Origin of the sequence: Burkholderia sp. AU17457 (assembly GCF_002223255.1) — a bacterium.
Lineage (GTDB): Bacteria > Pseudomonadota > Gammaproteobacteria > Burkholderiales > Burkholderiaceae > Burkholderia > Burkholderia sola.
This window is the reverse complement of sequence record NZ_NKFB01000006.1, coordinates 218,824-237,255: the sequence shown is the minus strand read 5'-3', so window position 1 is coordinate 237,255 and position 18,432 is coordinate 218,824. Positions and strand designations below refer to the sequence as shown.

Below are 18,432 nucleotides of genomic sequence, written 5' to 3'. Positions count from 1 at the left end.
AGATGGACCGATTATCGGCCTTTTTCAACGCAGCGGCGGGAATGATGCAAAGCGCCTGACGGCGGCAGGGGGATGTGGGTGAGCCGACGCATTGCACGCGGCTCACCGTTCGGAATCAGGATGGCGTACGGGCGAGCGATGCGGCGCCGTGGTTTTCGCCGGGCAGCTCGGCGCCGTGCGAGCGGATCGCCGCGATCAGTTCGGCCGGCGTGATCTCGTAGCGGACCTCGCGGTGGATGCCCGGCTTGCGTTCGTCGACCTCGATCAGCAGCACGCTCTTGCCGTCGGCCGTTGCTTCGAGCCGGAGCGAGCGCAGTTCGCGGCCGTCGGCCGCGTCGTGTTCGGTGAGCAGGGTCATTGCCCCGGATGAGCCGGTAGTGCGCATCGAACCTATCCTCGTGTCGTGGATGCCGTAGCGGCAAAAGATGTCTTTGTTGAATACAGCTTGACGCAGTTTAACGCGAACGGGCCGCGACACGGAGCATTTTCGTGGGGATGAAAAGAGGGCGATACCACCGATCCTTCTGATGTTTGAGCCGCGCCGGGCGGGCGTCTGCGCCGCATCGGGGGCCGGCCGGAACCGGTACCCGAACGGCGTTCGCGGCCACGCCGGCGCGGGCGGCGACACGCGCTGCGCCGCGCGTCGCCGCGGCGGCGTCAGAAGCGGTCGGCGAACCCCATCGCCGGGTCGCTGACCGAGTGGCGGCCGGTTTCCACGCGGCCGGCCACGCGGCGCGAGAAGCTCGCGTCGCTGTCGGCGGTGACGATGAAGTCGTACCAATGGCCGGTCGAGTCGAGCTTCCAGTGCAGTTCGGACTGGTCGCCGGCGTGTACCGTGACGGTCCACATGGTGCCGGCGCCGTTGCTGTTTTCGTTGCCGTGGCCATGACCGTGGTCGGTGTTTGCGCCGCGCCCGGACAGCGGCCCGTAAACCTCGTTCGACTTCACCGTGAAGCGTACCGTGCCGCCGCCGTCGTTGCGCAGCCGCAGGTGGAGGTTGCCGCTTGCGCCCGCATAGCCGACGCGCACTTCCGGCTGCGGCGCGCGAGCGCCGGCCACGCGGCTCAGGTCGCCGGTGAAGCGGCGGTGAAAGCCGTTCGGGCCGAGCACCCACAGGTCATATTTACCGCCATTGTCGGCGCGTGCGGCCCAGTCGCCGTGCAGCTTCTTGCCCGGCTCGACGACGTAGCGCCGCGGCAGCCGGTCGAGGTGCAGCTTGTCATAGACGTGAAACACGGCGGCGGCGCGGCCGGTGTTCGCGAACTTGAGCGTGACCGTGCCGGCGCCGGCATCGGTGCGTGCGCTCGCATGCAGCTCGTACGGCAGCGCGCGCGACGGGCGCACGCCGGTGGCCTGCGCGGGCAGCGCGGGCGAGGCGGGCGGCACGATCTTCGGCGCGGCTTGCTGCGCGGCGCTCAGCGCGTCGACCTGGCTTTTCGTCGTGCGGCCCGCGAGCGTCGGCAGCGGCTCGTTGTTCGGCGTGCGGAAGTTGAACGCGCTCGTCAGGTCGCCGCACACAGCGCGGCGGTACGCGCTGATCTGCGGCTCCGCGACGCCGAAGCGCGTCTCGAGGAAGCGCAGCGTCGACGTATGGTCGAACACCTGCGAATTGACCCAGCCGCCGCGGCTCCACGGCGACACGATCCACATCGGCACGCGCGGGCCCGGGCCGTACGGACGGCCGTCGGCCGCCGGCTGGCTCGCCGTGGCCGGCGCGAAGTCGTGGTACTCGACCGCGACGTCGGCGGCCGACAGTGTATGGCCGCCCGCGAGCGTGCCGTCGGCGTTGCGCGACGGCACGGCCGGCGACGGCATGTGGTCGAAGAAGCCGTCGTTCTCGTCGTAGTTGACCAGCAGCACGGTCTTGCTCCAGACCTCCGGGTTCGCCGTCAGCGCGTCGAGCACGGCCTGCACGTACCAGCCGCCCTGCGCGGGGCTCGACGGCCCCGGGTGTTCGCTATACGCGGACGGCGGGATGATCCACGACACTTCCGGCAGCTTGCCGTTGCGGACGTCGTCGCGAAACGTTTCGAGAAAGCCGTACGGCATCGTGTTGCCGAAGCCCTTCGCGAGCGGGCTCAGCGGATCGTCGATCGCCGGGTCGTAGAACGCGCCGGCCGCCGTCACCGGCTGCGTGATGTCGGTCGACGCGACGTACGCGGGCCGGCGCGCGGCCGGCATCTGCTCGATCGCCGCGCGCCAGTGGCGGAAGCTCATCATCTCGTTGCAGCCGAAGTTGTCGATCAGGCTCTGGTAGACCTTCCAGTTCACGCCGGCCTGTTGCAGCCGGTCGGCATAGGTCGTCCAGGTCCAGCCCTGGCTCGACGGGCCGATGTCGTTGCCGCCGTTGAACTGGTTGTTCAGCGCGGCGATCTTCACGCGGCTGCCGTCGGCCGGGCTGACGCCGTTCGGGCCGTTGGTGCCGCTCCAGTAGAACAGGCGGTTCGCGATCGTCCCCGTGTGCATCCCGCAGTGGTAGTGGTCGCACAGCGTGAACGCATCGGCGAGCGCGCGCTGGAACGGCACTTCGGCCGCGTCGTAATAGCCCATCGACAGCGGCGTCTTCGCGTCGGGCCAGCGGTTCATCCGGCCGTGATCCCACGCGGCCTGCGAATCGGCCCACGTGTGCGGCGTGCCGCCCGCGCGCTGCGCGTTGCCCTGGCGCGCATCGAGGTGATACGGCGTCACGGTCGCGGCGGGCGTCCCCTTCGTGTACGCCTGATAGAACACGTCGCGGCCGTTCGGCGACGGCACCGCGAAGCGGTCGCCATAGCCGCGCACGCCCTTGAACGTGCCGAAGTAGCTGTCGAACGCCCGGTTCTCCATCATCAGCAGCACGACGTGCTTGACGTCCTGGATGGTTCCCGTTTCGTGGAAAGCGGGAATGGCAAGCGCGCGGCGGATGCTCGGCGGAAACGCGGACAGCGCGGCGGCGGCGAGGCCGGAACCGGCGGTCTGCTGAAGGAATTTGCGGCGTGACGTCATGGCGTTCGGATCCTGTGAGGGTGGGAGCGTTCGTGAGTGCGTCTGGTGGTGCCCGGGCGTCGCCCCGCCCCGGGGCGATCGCCGATGTGTGCGCGTTCGGTGCGTCGGCCGCGCGTCGCGGCGGTGCGGGCATCGCGTCCGACGCCCGACGCGCGACGTCGCGTGGACGCTGTGGCCTCGTCGTCGCGATCCCGTGCGCCGCGCGCTCGTGATGCGCGGGGCAGATGTCGGCACGCACCGGCCAAGCGCATGCCAGGCTCGGGCGGCGCCCAGTCTAGGGAGGCGACATGACGCCGACGTGATGAAGAAATGACATTGCATGTCGCGCACGTGACGTTGTGCATGCAACGATTCGTTCAAGCGCGATGCGGGGCTGAGGAAGGTAAGAAATTACCGATCGCGGCCGGTGCGACCGGTCAGAATTTTCCGAGTTTCGCGAAGATGGCGCGGCCGCGTTTCGTTGCGGATGCAACGTGACGTGCGACGGCGGGACCCCGTGTTTCAAATGCGTGAAATCGGCTAAGCTCGTTGCGTTGCTGCGCGCTTGTGCAGCCTGCGCTTTCGGCGCGACTTTTCGGAACCGGCCCACCCATGACCGATATCAGAATCCGGCACAGCGAGACGCACGACGTCGACGCGATCCGGCAGATCGCCGCGCATCCCGCGGTGTACATGAATACGTTGCAGCAGCCGTTTCCGTCGCTCGAAAAATGGCAGAAGCGGCTCGACAACATACGCGAGCACGGCGTGAGCCTCGTCGCCGAAATCGACGGTACGGTGGTCGGCCATCTTGGCCTGCATCCCGAGCCGAATCCGCGCCGGCGTCACGCGGCGGCGCTCGGCATGATGGTCGATGCGGCCCGTCACGGACGCGGCATCGGCGGCCGGCTGCTCGCGGCCGCGATCGATCTCGCGGAGCACTGGCTGAACGTTACGCGTCTCGAGCTGACCGTGTTCACCGACAATCGCGCGGCGATCTCGCTCTACGAGAAACACGGTTTTCCGCATCGAAGGCGAATCGCCGGATTACGCGTTGCGCGACGGCGTGCATGCGTCCGTGTATCACATGGCGCGGATCAAGGCGCCGCAATGAAGGGCTTGCCGTCGCGGATGTGACGGCACACGCGGCCGAACGTCATATCCAATCGAGAATTCGTTCGTTTTCCTTCGGCTGTACCCGTCGTATCGTCGAACGATTTGCCGGCAGCTGCGGCCGGCTTCGCTTTTCCGTATCGATGCATGCGCGGCGCTGCACGTCGGCCGGCCTCATCGTCATCGTTTCACGGCCTTCGTTGCGTGTGCGGCATCTCCCTGAAACCGTCTTTTTCAACGGAACCCGCTTCGATGAAAACCGTTCTCCGCAATCTCACCGCCGCCTGCCTGTTCGCTGCCGCCAGCGCGGCGCTTGCCGCGGCCACGCCCGCGGGCGCCCCGGCGGCGAGCGCATCGCCCGACGGTGCGCATCTGCCGCCCGGCATCGCGTGGCAACACGGCGACGTCGATGCCGCGTTCGCGCTCGCGAAGCGCGAGGGCAAGCCGCTGCTGCTGTACTGGGGCGCGGTATGGTGCCCGTCGTGCAATCAGGTGAAGTCGACGATCTTCAGCCAGCAGGCATTCAAGACGCGTTCGTCGTTCTTCGTGCCCGTGTATCTCGACGGCGATACCGAAAGCGCACAGAAGCTCGGCGAGCGCTTCAAGGTGCACGGCTATCCGACGATGATCCTGTTCCGTCCCGACGGCACCGAAGTGACGCGGCTGCCCGGCGAAGCCGATCTCGACCGCTACATGCAGGCGCTGTCGCTCGGGATGACGGCCGCGCATCCGGTGCGGCAGACGCTCGCGACCGCGCTGAAGGACGGCGCGGCGCTGACGCCGGACGAATGGCGCCTGCTGGCCGACTATTCATGGGATACCGACGGCGCGCTCCCGGTGCCGGCCGATCGCGTCGCCGAGACGCTGCAGTCGCTCGCGCAACGCGCGCGGGCGGCCGGTGCGAAAGCCGAATCGGCGCGCTTCGCGCTGAAGTCGGCGGTGGTTGCCGCGTCGAACGACCCGACGCAAGCCGGCGCGCTCGACAAGGCCGCGCTTGCCGATTCGCTGCGCACGGTGCTGCACGATGCCGCGCTGTCGCGGGCCGATTCGGACGTGCTGGTTGCGGCGCCCGCGCGCGTGGTCGCGTATCTCGGCCGCGACGACGCGCAGCGCACGAAGTTGCGCGGCGCGTACGACACGGCGCTGGCGCGCCTGTCGACCGATACCACGCTGTCGTCGATCGACCGGCTGATGGCGCTGCACGGACGGGTGCTGCTCTCGCGTGGCGACGCGCGCAACGGCGCACCGCTCGCGGCGACGGCGCTGGCCGACACCGCGCGCAAGCAGATCGCCGCGTCGGTGCAGGGCGCGGCGAACGCGTACGAGCGGCAGGCGCTCGTCAGCGAAGGCGCGGACACGCTGACCGACGCTGGGCTGTACGACGAATCGGATGCATTGCTGAAGGCCGAGCTGCCGCGTTCGTCCACGCCGTATTACTTCATGTCGGGACTGGCCGCGAACGCGAAGGCGCGCGGCGACAAGGCGGCCGCGCTCGACTGGTATCGCAAGGCGTACGATGCGGCGAGCGGGCCGGCGACGAAGCTGCGCTGGGGCGCGACTTACTTCGCGAATGCGGTCGAGCTGGCGCCGGACGATTCGGCGCGCATCGAAGGGATTGCGGCCAGTGTGCTCGCGCAGGCCGACAAGACCCGGGACGCGTTCTACGGCGCGAACCTGCGCGCGCTGACCAAGGTCGTCACGCAGCTTAACCGCTGGCGCGGTAGCGGCGCGCACGATGCGTCGGTCAGGACGGTCGTCAAGCAGTTCGACGGCGTATGCGGGAAGCTGCCTGCCGGCGATCCGCAGGCGGCGGCGTGCGCGAAGCTGATCCAGCCCGTGAAGGCGTAACGACGCGCCGGGGCATCGTCGAGCGCGCCGGGGATTCGTTACCGGCCCGATTCCGACGACGCGCCGCGATCGCTGCCGTATCCGGCGGCGTCGTGCTGACGCGCGATCTTTGCTTCGGCGGATACGATGCTCGCCGGATAGAACCAGTCGCTCGACTGGAAGCCGGCCTGCTTGAGCGCCTTGACTTCGGCGTGGACCTGCGCGCGCGTGAGCGGCTGGTTCGACTGGGCCTGTGCGGCGAACGGGGCCGAGACGGCCAGGGCGATGGCAACGGCTTGGATCAGGCGTTTCATGATCGGGACCTCCACGATTCCGGTGAATCGCGACGCTTCGTTCGTCGAAGCGCCGCGCGACATTGAAACCAGTGTAGGCCGCGGCGGACGCGCGAAAAATGCGATCGCGCCCAACGCAGTGTTTTGCTGCGGGTAACAATGGGCGCGTAAGGGGCGAGGCTGTGCAATGGCCCGGGCAGCCGCCACGCGCGTGCAAGCGCTGCGGCATGGTTTGGCCTGATCCGACGGGCAGGAAATGAAATCGGACCGGATGCGCATTCCGGAATCCATTCCGGTGCGCATGCGGTCCGATCTTGAAAGACGGGAGGGCGGCGTACGAAGCGCCGCCCTGATGCGAACGCTTACACGAGCCCCGTCGCGTAGTACACGGCGATCACGAAGAACACCGCGAGCGTCTTGATGATGGTGACCGCGAAAATGTCGCGATACGACTCACGGTGCGTGAGGCCCGTGACCGCGAGCAGCGTGATGACCGCGCCGTTGTGCGGCAGCGTATCCATGCCGCCGCTCGCCATCGCGACGACCCGGTGCAGCACGTCCATCGGGATGTTGGCCGCCTGCGCGCCCTTGATGAACAGGTCCGACATCGCGGCGAGCGCGATGCTCATGCCGCCCGACGCCGAGCCCGTGATGCCGGCAAGCGAGCTGACCGACACTGCCGCGTTGACGAGCGGGTTCGGGATGCTCTTCAGCGCATCGCTGACGACGAGGAAGCCCGGCAGCGCGGCGATCACGCCGCCGAAGCCGTATTCCGACGCGGTGTTCATCGCGGCGAGCAGCGCGCCGGCGACGGCGGCCTTGGAACCGGCCGCGAAGCGGCCGCTGACGCGCTTGAACGCGGTCAGCACGACCAGCACGATACCGAGCAGCAGCGCGGCCTCGACCGACCAGATCGCGACGACCGTCTTGATCGACGTGGTGACCGGCGCGTGCACGCCCGGCAGCACTTCGGGCGCGACCGTGTACGACGCGGCGCCGTACCACTGCGGGATCAGCTTCGTGAACGCGAAGTTCGACACGCCGACGAGGATCAGCGGCAGGATCGCCAGCGCGGGATGCGGCAGCGCCTTCGCCTCGACGCGCTCCGGCTCGTTGACGAGCGACGTGCCGTAGCCTTCGCCCTTCGCCATCGCCGAACGGCGGCGCCATTCGAGATACGTGAGGCCGACGACGATGATGAACAGCGAGCCGATCGTGCCGAGCGCGGGCGCGGCCCAGGCAGTCGTCTTGAAGAACGTGGTCGGGATGATGTTCTGGATCTGCGGCGTGCCGGGCAGCGAATCCATCGTGAACGAGAACGCGCCGAGCGCGATCGCGCCGGGCATCAGCCGTTTCGGGATGTTGCTCTGGCGATAGAGTTCGGCCGCGAACGGATAGACCGCGAACACCACGACGAACAGCGAGACGCCGCCATAGGTGAGCAGCGCGCACACCGCCACGATCACCGCATTCGCGCGCGAGCGGCCGATGTAGCGGATCGCCGCATGGACGATCGACTCGGAGAACCCGGACAGTTCGATCACCTTGCCGAACACGGCGCCGAGCATGAAGACCGGGAAATACAGTTTGACGAAGCCGACCATCTTCTCCATGAAGATGCCGGAGAAGACCGGTGCGACGGCGGCGGGTTCGGTCAGGAGCACCGCGCCGAGCGCGGCGATCGGTGCGAACAGGATCACGCTGTAGCCGCGATACGCGGCGAACATCAGGAACGCCAGCGCGGCGAGGACGATCACGAAAGACAAGGGAGTCTCCTAAAAGCTTGGAATGGCTTTGGTTGTTGTTCGATCGCGCGATGCGCCGCGGACCAACTCAGGTTCGTGCAGGTTTCGTGCCATCGGCCGGATTGCGCCGCCGGACATGGGGCCGCCGGTGGCCGGCGGGCCCGCGCCGGTCCAAGTCTGACGATTCTACATAAAACGTCTCCGTCCGGAGACGTTTCGGCCGTCCGGCCAACCCTCGAAATCGTGCAGGGCTTTCCCGGACAACGCGTTGCGGTGTGTCTCCAGAGTGAGATAATCCGTCCCGTTCCGGAGACATCCGGCCGACGATAGACGGAGACGACGACACGATGATGAACGACTGGGCTCGCCTGCCCGTCAACTACGGCGACGTGCTGCGGCGCGCGGCCGAGTCGCTGTTCCGGACCTTCGAGGATTCGAGTGCGGGTACGGTGGTCGTCGATCGCGACGCGCGCGTCGTGTGGATGAACGACCGTTACGCGGCGCGCTTCGGATTCGCCGATCCGCAGCAGGCCGTCGGCCTCGACTGCGAGGCCGTGATCCCGAACAGCCTGATGCGCGAGGTCGTATCGACCGGCCAGCCGATCCTGCTCGACATCATGGAGACGGGCCGCGAGCCGCTCGTCGTCACGCGCCTGCCGTTGAAGAACGAGGCCGGCGAGACGGTCGGCGCGATCGGCTTCGCGCTGTTCGACCAGTTGAAGACGCTCACGCCGATTTTTTCCCGCTATGCGCAGCTTCAGCAGCAACTGATCGCGACGCAGCGCTCGCTCGCGCAGGCGCGCCGCGCGAAATACACGTTCGCGAGCTTCGTCGGCACGAGTGCCGCGAGCCTGGAGACCAAGCGCCAGGCGCGCCGCGCGGCGCAGGTCGATTCGCCGGTGCTGCTGCTCGGCGAGACGGGCACCGGCAAGGAACTGCTCGCCCATGCGATTCACGCGGCGTCGGCACGCGCGCTCCAGCCGCTCGTGACCGTCAACGTCGCCGCGATTCCCGACACGCTGCTCGAAACCGAATTCTTCGGCGCGGCGCCCGGCGCGTACACCGGCGCCGATCGCAAGGGCCGCGTCGGCAAGTTCGAGCTGGCCGATCGCGGCACGCTGTTTCTCGACGAGATCGGCGACATGCCGCTGCCGTTGCAGGGCAAGCTGCTGCGCGTGCTGCAGGACAAGGAGTTCGAGCCGGTCGGCTCGAACCGGATCGTGCGCGCGGACGTGCGCATCATCGCCGCCACGTCGGCCGACCTGCCGGCGCTCGTGGCGGCCGGGCGTTTCCGCGCGGATCTCTATTACCGGCTGAACGTGCTGACGATCCATGCGCCGCCGCTGCGCGAACGCGCATCCGACATTGCGGCGCTCGTCTACGCGACGCTCGAGGAACTGGCCGCGCAGCACGGGCGCGCCGCGCACTGCGAGCTGACCGACGATGCGCTGCGGATGCTGTGCGCATATCCGTGGCCCGGCAACGTGCGCGAGTTGCGCAATACGCTCGAACGCGCGCTGATGCTGTCCGATCGTTCGGTGATCGATGCGCGCGCGCTCGCACCGTTTCTCGGGCCGGTGCGCATCTCGCCGGACGGCGCGGCGCCGGCGCAGCGGGTTGCCGCGGTGCCGGCCGAGCAGTGTGCGGACGATGCGTCGACGGCATCCGGCGCGCCGGCCGCTTCGTATGCCGATGCACTGGCGGCGTGGGAGCGTCAGTTCCTGACCGATGCGCTGGCGGCCTGTGACGGCAAGGTCATTGAAGCGGCCGCGCGCATCGGCATCGGCCGCGCGACGCTGTACAAGAAACTGGCCGCGCTCGGTATCGGCCGGTAGGCCGTTCGGCGACGCCGATGCGGCCCGATGTAACGCATCGAACAGGAGGTCACGATGAAGCGGATCGGCTTCGCAGGGTGGTTGACCATGTTGCTGGCGAGCGCGGCGCTCGCGCAGTCGGGCGATGCCGACGCGCCCGACGCGCGGCGCAACTGGTACAACGATCCGTTCGTCGCGCTGTCGCAGGACGTCGCCGAGTGCCCGTTGCCGCTCGGCCCGTGGATGACGCGCGCCGAGATGACGGACGATGCGCACTACCGCGCCGAACGCGGCACGACCTGCTGGCTCGCCCATCGCTGCACGAAGCCGAACTCGTATATGTACGACGCGTCGATCGCCGATGCGGCGAAGGCGCACTTCGCCGGCTCCGATCGCCTGCGCGGCACCAGCCTGTGGATTACCGTGCAGCGACGTTTCATCTACGTCGAAGGATGCGCGCATACGACGCTCGATCGCCACGCGTTGCAACGCGAATTCGAGGCGCTTCCGGACGTCGAGCACGTTTTCGTTCGCATCACCGACGATCCGCGCAAGCGCTTGCCGTACAAGGCGCGCGGGCAACCCGGCCGCGCGCCGGACTGACCGCCGAAGGGCAGCCCATGGCATACTCGCGACATTCAAAAAGAGGTTGACGGGAAGAATAATGAAACACATGCTTGCGTCGGTCTGTCGGTGGCCTCGGGTGGCCGTGATGTTGGCTCTGGTTGCAGGGGTCGGCGGGTGCGGCGGCGGTGCTCCGCTGTTCACGTCGGACGGGCGCCCGACCACTCAGGTGCAATGCACCGGCAGCGACTGGAGCAATTGCACGGACAATGCCCGGGCCATGTGCAACGGGGATTTCGACGTAATCCAGCAATCGATGGATGACGCCGTGCGAAATCTTCTCTTCGCATGCAAGAAGAAAAGCGGTTATTGATCCCGAAATGACCGGCTGAGGAGACCACGATCGGGCGAAGCGCTTTTCTGTTTGCTTTGAGTCACTTGTTTTTCACGAATAACACTCACGGAGTCCCATCCATATGGCGACCTACAGGCAACTGAGCGCGCAGCTCGAACGGCTTCAGCAAAAGATCGACAAGGAGCGTGAAAAGGCGATTGCCGACGCGATTGCGCATATCCGCGCGAAAATCGACGAATACGACATTACGCCGGAAGAACTCGGTTTTCGCCCGGCAGGATCGGCCGGCACCACTGCCGCCACGAAACCCAAGCGCACCTTGCCGCCGAAGTACCTGAACCCGAAGACGGGCGAAACGTGGAGTGGCCGCGGGCGGGCGCCGGCATGGCTCGGCAAGAATCGCGCACGTTTCCTGATCAAGGACTGACTCCCGGAAATCCTCACCTTTCGTGTGCCGACTGACGGTGCGAATGGCCATGCGGCTTTCGCACCGTTTTGTTTTGGCGTAATCGTCACGCGATTTTCCCCCACGAATTGAAGTGCAATGCCGCGCAATTAACGGCTCCCGTTTTGCGAATTCGCCGCGATCCGGCTGCATGTTGCCGGTAATTCTCGTAAACAACCGCGTAATGGTGCAATGCATGCGCATTGGCACCTGCGGTTTTCGCGGTGCATGCATGACGCGGATTTTCATCACCTTTCGCATGCTGATGCGGTGCGTCGTGCGATTCCCGAAGATACTCACCATGGCTCCCGTAAATCCTCACCTTGGAGAAAGCGGCTGCAGCGTCGTGCCGCGTTGCGTGCATCGTGCACGCGGTGCTGCGATGCCGGCCCGCGTGTGTTGCAGGTCCATGGTGCGGGCGTTGATGCCCGTCGAATAGTCGGCCGTTCGGCATATAGGCAGTCGCAAGCGCTTCGCCTATGCTTGGGGTTCGCGTCGATCGGCGTACGGCCTGCCCGGCCGCATGCCGATCGTGTCGTCTTTCGTCACCGCAGGGAGCCGATGTGACCGTTCGCCATCTCGATGCGTTGTTCCAGCCCAGGTCCGTTGCGGTCGTCGGCGCGTCGTCGCGCGCCGGCAGTATCGGCGCGATGGTGTGGTCGCGTGTGCTCGACGGTGCGTTCCAGGGGCCCGTGTGGCCGGTCAATCCGAAATATCGCGAGCTGGACGGGCATGCGGTCGTCTCCGATGTCGACCGGCTGCCCACGCCGCCGTCGGTTGCCGTGATCTGCACGCCGCCCGCGACCTGGGCCGGCATCGTGCGCAAGCTCGGCGAGCTTGGCACGCGCGTCGCGGTGATCGTCGGCGAGGCGCGCACCGATGCCGATCGCGCCGCGGTCGATCGCACGCTGAAGGCGGCGAAGCCGTTCGTGCTCCGTATCGTCGGGCCCGGCAGCCTCGGCGTGTTGTCGCCGGCGCGGCATGCGCATTTCGGCGCGCCTGCCTATACGGCACGATCGGGCGGCGTCGCGTGGGTGTCGCAATCGAATGCGCTGACGAACGCGGTGCTCGGCTGGGCCGATGCGCGCGGCCTCGGCTTTTCGCACGTCGTCGCGCTCGGTAGTGAATCCGATGTCGATGCGGGCGACGTCCTCGACTATCTGGCAAGCGATCCCGGCACGCGCGCGATCCTGCTCGAACTCGATACCGTGCGCGCGGCGCGCAAGTTCATGTCGGCGGCGCGGGCGGCCGCACGCAACAAGCCGGTGCTCGCGTTGCGCACCGGCCGTGCCGATCCCGGCGACGCGCTGTACACGGCGGCGTTCCAGCGCGCGGGCATGGTGCGCGTCGATGCGCTCGACGATCTGCTCGACGAAATCGAGACGCTCGGCGTCGGCCGCGTCACCGCGCGGGGCGCGGCGACGCTCGTGACGAGCGATGCGGGCGTGGCGAAACTGGCGGTCGATGCGGTGGCCGACGTGCGCGACGTGCTGACCGACTGGTCGCCCGCGGCAACATCGGCCGTCGCGGCCGCGCTGCCGCACCTCGCGGCGCCCGGCAATCCGCTCACGCTGGGCGACGATGCACGTCCCGAGCACTTTGCCGCGGCGATCAAGGCGCTTGCCCCGTTTCCGCAGACGGGCACGCTGTTCGTCGTTCATTCCACTTCGCACAGCGCGCCGGCCGATTCGGTCGCGCGCACGCTGATCGATTCGCGGCAGTACGCGCATCGCGGCATCCTCGCGTGTTTCTTCGGCGCGGTCGACGCGGCGACGCGCGATGCGTTGCACGCGAACGGCATTCCGGTACACACGACGCCGCAGCGGCTCGCACGCGCGTATGCGCGTCTCGTCGACTACAACCTCGGGCGCCAGTTGCTGATGCAGACGCCGGAAGGCACGCCGCTGCAGCCGGCCGAGTGCGTGGCGTCCGCCCAGGCCGATGCGCGCCGCCTAGTCGAAGCCTGTCAGCATGAACTGGCCGGCGAGGCCGCGCTGCACTGGCTGTCCCGTTTCGGTCTGCAGGGCGAGCAGCCCAACGAGCCAGCCGGCAAGAAGGTCGTCGATATCACGGTCGACATGTACGACGATTCGAACTTCGGTCCGGTGTTTCGCTATGCCGTGCCACCGGCGGATGGCGTATCGGCGCCGTTCGTCGTCTACGGCCTGCCGCCACTGAACACGGTTCTCGCCCGCGCGGTGATGGAGCGCTCGCCGTATGCGCGCAGCACGCGCGTCGAGCCGACGCTCGACGCGCTGACGGCCCTGTCGCAGGTCGTCTGCGATGTACGCGAAGTCGTGGCGATGTCGGTCACGCTGCGCGTGCTGTCCGACCGCGCATGGGTGATCGCGCCGCGCGTCACGCTGGCCTCGGGGCGCAGCCGGCTCGCGATCATGCCGTATCCGCGGCACCTCGAGCAGACGCTCGAGTGGCATGGCGAGACGGTGACGATCCGTCCGATCCGTCCGGAGGACGAGGCCGCACACAACGAGCTGCTCGGTGCGATGACGCCGGAAGATCTGCGGATGCGTTTCTTCGGCGCGGTGCGCAGCTTCGATCATTCGCAGGTGGCGCGCATGACGCAGATCGACTACGACCGCGAAATGGCGTTCATCGTGTCGTTCACCGATGTGTCCGGGCGCGACCACACGCTCGCGGTGGTGCGTGCGGTCGCCGATCCCGACAACGAGACGGCGGAGTTCGCGATCGCGGTACGCCCCGATCAAAAGGGCAAGGGGCTCGGCCGGCTGATGATGACCCGCATCATCGACTACGCACGCTCGCGCGGCACCGCGTGGATGGTCGGCGAGGCGCTGCGCGAGAATTCGGCGATGATCTCGCTCGCGAAATCGTGCGGGTTTGCGGTGTCGACGACGGAGGAGCCCGGCGTCGTGGGTTTCAGGATGAAGTTGCAGCCGTAGGCGTCGATCCGTGGTTCGACGCTGACGGCGGCGCATGCCATCGATACTGCAACGTGTCGCCATGCCGCCATTTCAATCGGGAATGCAAATAATCCCAGGTCGGTCTCCGCAGTGAAACGTCTGCCAACGTGTCGGATCTGTCGATCGCGGTGATATCGCGACGCGCGCACGGTGTCCGGAGATGCACGCAGCGTGCCGCGATGGTTACCTTCCGCAGCCGTTTCAAGCGATGGGCGTGTACACGTTCGTGGCCGTATTCCGGTCTCGCCAATTCAAGGCCGTCTGCAAGGTGAGACTTTTCGGGAGCGGCGAGTGAGCTTTTCCGGGACAGCGTGGTGAGCCGATACGGGAGCGTTCGGTGAGCCTTCCCGGGAACGGCCGGTGAGCACCTGCGGGAGAGGCCGGTGAGCCTTTCCGGGACGTGTCGGTGAGCCCTTGCGGGAGCGATCGGTGAGGACGTTCGGGAGACGTCGGTGAGCGTCTCCAGGAGCCTCCGGTGAGACTTTTCGGGAGGCCGCGGTGAGTGCTTGCAGGATGCCGAGGTGAGCTTTTTCGGGAGCGTGGGAAAGCACGGCTCCCACGGGCGCGGCGCCGGCCAAGGCCGGCGTGACGCGCGGGTGCGGGCACGCAGGAACCGTGCCCGTGGTCACATTCACGCAGCGAGTTTCGACGCCGCGTCGTTCACCTGGTCGCGCGAAATCGCGAGTTCCTCGAGGTGCGGATCGGCATAGACCGCCCCGGTTTCGCGCTCGAGGCGGGCGATCGTCAGCGCACAGCGCGCGGTGTCTTTCGGCATCGCGATGAAGCGCTTGACCGACTCGCCGGACGTGAACGCGTCGAACAGTGCGCCGCGCACGTCGTCCGGAAGCGTCTTCGTCCACTGGTACGGCTTGCCGTTGAACGTGATCGACGGCGGCAGCGTGCGTTCCTTCTTGGTCGCCGTGATGAGCCCGTAGGTGCGCGCTGCGTCGCCGATCTGCTCGGGCGAGAAGAGTTCGTCAGGCGTGATGTCGAACTGCTCGATGTAGTTCTCGATCGCCTGCATCGCGGCGGCACGATCGTCGCGCTTCTTCTGCGCGCGCGCGACGATATCGCGCAGCTCGTCCGCTTCCTCGGGCGTGATCGTGAAGCTTGCCTGCTTCTGCTGAAGTTCGGAGAAACGCTGGAATTCTTGATCGTTCAGAAGTTTGGCCATGACATCCATCGGACACGACGGCCGCGACAACCGGCCGCCGTAGTTTTTGAGAGGGCCGCTATTCTAGCGTAGCGCCGCAGGCGCCCGATGCGGCATCGCGCGTCGGGCACCGCACGGGCGTCGCACGCAACCGGAGCCGGCGCCGCTGCGCCGTGGCCGGTGCGCATTGCCGGGAACCCGCGTGTCAGCAGGTCTCGGTGCGGCACATCGACAGATGGGCGGCCGTGTCGCGCAGTGCGTCGACGACCACGTCCACGGACGGCGCCAGGTGCGCATCGATCCGGCGCATGTACGGGCACGTCAGCACCGCGATCGCATGGCCGGCCGGCCCGAGGATCGGCACGGTCAGGTCGGTCACGCCGTACGCCTGGCGGCTGTCCTGGCGCAGATAGCCGGACTGCCGGATCGACTGGCACGCATTCGCGAGCTCCTGCTCGTTCAGCGGCGCTTCGCCCTTGACCTTGCGATGCTCGGCCAGCATGTGCGCGCGTTGCTCGGCGCTCTGGAACGCCAGCATCATGCGCCCGGACGCCGTGTCGGCGAGGCCGACGCGCGAGCCGAGCCGGACCGACACGCCCCACGGGCCGGGCCCGTCCACTTGCGCGATCACGAGCAGGTTGCCGCGATCGTAGACGGACAGGTGGCACGACTGCTCGGCGGCATCGGCGAAGCGCTGCATCGGCGGCAGCGCCTCGGCGATCAGCCGGTTCATCGGCGGATGCCGGTGCGCAAGCGCGAACAGCTTGAGGCTGAGCGTGTAGCGATCGCCGCCGGTCGAACGCATCACGTAGCGGCGCGCGACGAGGCGTTCGAGCATCCGGTAGATTTCGCTCGCATTGCGGCCGAGCTCCTTCGTGATTTCGGTGCGGGTGAGTCCTTCCTTCTGCTCGGACAGGAGTTCGAGAATGTCGAGGCCCTTGTCGAGCGCGGGTGCGCGATAGCGATCAAGAGCGGCCATCGATTCCCGTGCGTCGCAGCCGGGAAGCGGGTCGTTGGTTGTCTGCATTGTCGATGTGAAGTTGGGGGATTACCGTCGATCGGTGGGCGACGCACGCTGGCCGGTTCTGCTCCGCGTATGGCAATGAAAGCCATCCGTACGAGCTTAGCAATAAACATACAGTGTGCAATGCAGCGTCTTTTTACCGATCATTACCCGACAAGAACGGATGGGCAAACGTTTTCGATGACAGGGGCACCCCGAATAGCCAGTATTCATGCCCCGATGGCAGGCGCTCCGGCGAGCGACGGCCGGTCGATTCGACGCTGGCGCGGCGCGTGTTGCGCCGCAGCGCGGGCAGTCGCACCAATAGTCGGTATCCGTCGCGTGTCATTTCACGGCGCGCGGCCGATGGTACAAAGGCTTGCGGGCCAGCGACGGCGCGGCCGCGCGTGCAGCCGGCCGGCATGGGCCGGCCCGTCGTCGCCGCTGCGCAGCCCGGCGGGCGCCCGTTCGATGCGCGCCGTACTGTCGTGCGGCGCCACGATCGCTGCGCCCGCGCGACGCTCGCGCGTCGACGGCATGCCTCACGCAGCGCCTACGCGTGCCATCGACGATCGACGATCAGTCCGGCGCGCGGCCGCGAAAGGCCGCGTCGGCGGGTATCCTGTCCCATTCGACAACAGAGGTTAAGCACGATGAAACTGCTTCGCTATGGCCCGTCCGGCCAGGAAAAGCCCGGCATCCTCGATGCGGCCGGCCGGATTCGCGACTTGTCCGCGCATGTGGCGGATCTTGCCGGCGATGTGCTGTCCGACGCGGGTCTCGCGCGGCTGCGCGCGCTCGATCCGGCCGCGCTGCCGCTCGTGTCCGGCGAGCCGCGCATCGGCGCGTGCGTCGGTCACGTCGGCAAGTTCATTGGCATCGGCCTGAACTATGCCGACCACGCGGCCGAAGCCGGCATGCCGGTGCCGAAGGAACCGGTCGTGTTCGGCAAGTGGACGAGTTCGATCTGCGGCCCGAACGACGGCATCGACATCCCGAAGGGTTCGGTCAAGACCGACTGGGAAGTGGAGCTGGGCGTCGTGATCGGGGCGAAGTGCAAGGATGTCGACGAAGCGCGCGCGCTCGATTACGTCGCGGGCTACTGCGTCGTCAACGACGTATCCGAGCGCGAATGGCAGATCGAGCGCGGCGGCCAGTGGGACAAGGGCAAGGGTTTCGACACGTTCGGCCCGCTCGGCCCGTGGCTCGTCACGCGCGACGAAGTGCCCGATCCACAGCGTCTCGACCTGTGGCTCGAAATCGACGGCCATCGTTATCAGAACGGCAATACGCGCACGATGGTGTTCACCGTCGCGCAGCTGATCGCTTATCTGTCGACCTGCATGACGCTGCAGCCGGGCGACGTGATCACGACCGGTACGCCGCCGGGCGTCGGCATGGGTATCAAGCCAGCGCCGGTATACCTGAAGGCCGGCCAAGTGGTGCGCCTCGGGATCGAAGGACTCGGCGAGCAGTTGCAGAGCACGCGCAACGCGCAATAAGCGCGTGCGCGGCGCGGACCGGCTGGAGGATGCGGCTACCCGCGCGCAGCTAACGACGATGTAGCCAAAAACCAGGGCCCCGATTCCGCGCGAGGCGGAATCGGGGCCCTGTCGCTCGTGCGTGTCCGCGCGAATCCGATCAAACGACGTTGTCGAGTTCGCAGTGCGCTTCGAGCCGATAGCCGTCGGGGTCGACGACGAACGCCGCGTAATAGCCGGGGCCGTAGTGCTCGCGCTTGCCGGGCCCGCCGTTGTCCTTGCCGCCGTGCTCGAGCGCGGCGCGGTAGAACGCGTCGACCTCGACCGGCGACGCGGCCTTGAACGACAGGTGCAACCCCGAATCGGGATCGGCGACGACAGGCCGGGCCGCGTGCTGCAACCACAGCTCGGGCTCGGTCGTCCCGTAGCCGAGGGCGCCGTCGTCGCTATACAGGCGCTTGTAGCCGAGTGCGCCGAGCGCGCTGTCGTAGAAGGTGCGGCTGCGGTCGATGTGGGCAACGCCGAACGAAAGGTGGTCGATCATCTGTGGCTCCTTGAACTGAGGGGGACGTCAGTGCGGCAAACCTGCTTACAGGCACCATGCCAGCCGCTTGTAGCGCAGCGCGCCGAGCGTGCTGTCGTCGTACCGGCGGCCGACGGCGGTGTGGATAACGCTGAACGAAAAGCGATCGATCATCTGTGTCTCCTTGTAGTGAAGGGGCGTCGGTGCAGC

At 67.3% G+C, this 18,432-nt stretch carries 14 protein-coding genes and 1 pseudogene; 8 read left to right on the top strand and 7 right to left on the bottom strand.

All coding sequences use genetic code 11. The features are described 5' to 3' along the window. Nucleotides 1-115 precede the first annotated feature (115 nt). Together CFB49_RS27925 and CFB49_RS27920 are read right to left on the bottom strand one after the other, a co-directional pair. A complete protein-coding gene (locus CFB49_RS27925) occupies nucleotides 116-385 on the bottom strand; it encodes a hypothetical protein (RefSeq protein ID WP_050013367.1) in 270 nt (89 codons plus the stop codon). Nucleotides 386-657: 272 nt separating this feature from the next. After that, nucleotides 658-2,985 carry a phosphocholine-specific phospholipase C gene (locus tag CFB49_RS27920; protein WP_089492944.1) on the bottom strand — a complete coding sequence of 776 codons (2,328 nt, stop codon included), beginning with the start codon at nucleotides 2,983-2,985 and terminating at the stop codon, nucleotides 658-660. 591 nt (nucleotides 2,986-3,576) lie between these two features. On the opposite strand from CFB49_RS27920, the pseudogene CFB49_RS27910 reads away from it, so the two are divergent. Continuing rightward, nucleotides 3,577-4,078: pseudogene (locus CFB49_RS27910) on the top strand (GNAT family N-acetyltransferase). A 251-nt stretch (nucleotides 4,079-4,329) separates the two neighbouring features. Then, complete coding sequence (locus CFB49_RS27905) at nucleotides 4,330-5,925, top strand: thioredoxin family protein (RefSeq protein ID WP_089492943.1); 1,596 nt, start codon at nucleotides 4,330-4,332, stop codon at nucleotides 5,923-5,925. Nucleotides 5,926-5,963: 38 nt separating this feature from the next. Here the strand turns inward: CFB49_RS27905 and CFB49_RS27900 are convergent, their stop codons facing one another. Together CFB49_RS27900 and CFB49_RS27895 are read right to left on the bottom strand one after the other, a co-directional pair. Beyond that, complete coding sequence (locus tag CFB49_RS27900) at nucleotides 5,964-6,218, bottom strand: DUF4148 domain-containing protein (protein ID WP_069621748.1); 255 nt, start codon at nucleotides 6,216-6,218, stop codon at nucleotides 5,964-5,966. Between the two features lie 341 nt (nucleotides 6,219-6,559). After that, nucleotides 6,560-7,963 carry a GntP family permease gene (locus CFB49_RS27895; protein WP_050013360.1) on the bottom strand — a complete coding sequence of 468 codons (1,404 nt, stop codon included), beginning with the start codon at nucleotides 7,961-7,963 and terminating at the stop codon, nucleotides 6,560-6,562. A 326-nt stretch (nucleotides 7,964-8,289) separates the two neighbouring features. Here CFB49_RS27895 and CFB49_RS27890 point away from each other — a divergent pair, with 326 nt between their 5' ends. The 5 genes from CFB49_RS27890 (at nucleotide 8,290) to CFB49_RS27870 (ending at nucleotide 14,041) form a co-directional block, all read left to right on the top strand. Beyond that, nucleotides 8,290-9,777: a sigma-54 interaction domain-containing protein gene (locus CFB49_RS27890; protein ID WP_069621654.1), complete on the top strand. Its 1,488-nt coding sequence runs from the start codon at nucleotides 8,290-8,292 to the stop codon at nucleotides 9,775-9,777. A gap of 54 nt (nucleotides 9,778-9,831) precedes the next feature. Further along, nucleotides 9,832-10,359 (top strand): BON domain-containing protein, encoded by a 528-nt coding sequence (locus CFB49_RS27885; RefSeq protein WP_089492942.1) that lies wholly within the window; start codon nucleotides 9,832-9,834, stop codon nucleotides 10,357-10,359. A gap of 61 nt (nucleotides 10,360-10,420) precedes the next feature. Then, nucleotides 10,421-10,693: a hypothetical protein gene (locus tag CFB49_RS27880; RefSeq protein ID WP_089492941.1), complete on the top strand. Its 273-nt coding sequence runs from the start codon at nucleotides 10,421-10,423 to the stop codon at nucleotides 10,691-10,693. 103 nt (nucleotides 10,694-10,796) lie between these two features. After that, nucleotides 10,797-11,102, top strand: coding sequence for an H-NS histone family protein (locus tag CFB49_RS27875; RefSeq protein ID WP_089437271.1), 306 nt, complete (start codon nucleotides 10,797-10,799; stop codon nucleotides 11,100-11,102). A 581-nt stretch (nucleotides 11,103-11,683) separates the two neighbouring features. Beyond that, complete coding sequence (locus CFB49_RS27870; RefSeq protein ID WP_089492940.1) at nucleotides 11,684-14,041, top strand: GNAT family N-acetyltransferase; 2,358 nt, start codon at nucleotides 11,684-11,686, stop codon at nucleotides 14,039-14,041. A 652-nt stretch (nucleotides 14,042-14,693) separates the two neighbouring features. Here the strand turns inward: CFB49_RS27870 and CFB49_RS27865 are convergent. Next, nucleotides 14,694-15,245 (bottom strand): hypothetical protein, encoded by a 552-nt coding sequence (locus CFB49_RS27865; protein ID WP_006480314.1) that lies wholly within the window; start codon nucleotides 15,243-15,245, stop codon nucleotides 14,694-14,696. Between the two features lie 175 nt (nucleotides 15,246-15,420). Further along, nucleotides 15,421-16,242 (bottom strand): IclR family transcriptional regulator, encoded by an 822-nt coding sequence (locus tag CFB49_RS27860; RefSeq protein WP_069621650.1) that lies wholly within the window; start codon nucleotides 16,240-16,242, stop codon nucleotides 15,421-15,423. Nucleotides 16,243-16,871: 629 nt separating this feature from the next. Between CFB49_RS27860 and CFB49_RS27850 the strand changes: the two genes are divergently transcribed. Continuing rightward, entirely contained in the window at nucleotides 16,872-17,720 is an 849-nt protein-coding gene (locus CFB49_RS27850) for an ureidoglycolate lyase (protein WP_089492939.1), read from the top strand. Between the two features lie 139 nt (nucleotides 17,721-17,859). Here CFB49_RS27850 and CFB49_RS27845 read toward each other — a convergent pair whose 3' ends face one another. Then, nucleotides 17,860-18,243 (bottom strand): VOC family protein, encoded by a 384-nt coding sequence (locus tag CFB49_RS27845; protein WP_050013351.1) that lies wholly within the window; start codon nucleotides 18,241-18,243, stop codon nucleotides 17,860-17,862. Nucleotides 18,244-18,432 lie beyond the last annotated feature (189 nt).